General features: G+C 37.8%; 1 protein-coding gene. It reads right to left on the bottom strand.

Features of this window, described 5'->3' with window-relative positions:
* Positions 1 to 421 (bottom strand): LysE family translocator (locus AC1DPZ_RS28775; RefSeq protein ID WP_477409976.1); only part of this gene is annotated, 421 nt, incomplete at its 3' end.
* Positions 422 to 534 lie beyond the last annotated feature (113 nt).

Raw genomic sequence — 534 nt, 5'->3', positions numbered from 1 at the left:
CGTGGAAAGTGGTGCTGGCTGCACCTATTACAACTGTCCAGTGGATTAAAAGAGTGGGATTGAAGATACACATCAGGAATCCCTTGAAAAAGTAGCCCGCTTTATCAATACCAGATGGTACTTTGTTGCCGTAATTGATCTCGGCTTTTTTAAACATATAATACACACCTACGGTAAAAAGAATGATAGCTCCACCTATCCCGGCTATAGTTTTGGTGTGCTCAGATATGTCGACATATTGGGAACCAAATAATATACCGCCTACAAAAACCACATCGCTGCATACTACACCAAGGGCAAGGGCAACACCGGCATGAAAACCTTTTTCAATGCTGGTTTTTATAAGAGCAAAAAAGACCGGGCCAGTAATAAACGTCAACACTAATCCAAACCCAATTCCCGAAATAATGGCTTCTATCATTAATTTAGGCAGTGTTCATTTTTGAACACTGCGAATATGCAATTTTATCTCTTAAACAACGAAACTTAAAATTGTGATTTATTTAATTAAAAATAATATAGCCAGTTTTACAA

It is taken from the genome of Mucilaginibacter sp. P4_G9 (assembly GCF_056400985.1).
This window is presented reverse-complemented; position numbering and strand designations above follow the sequence as displayed.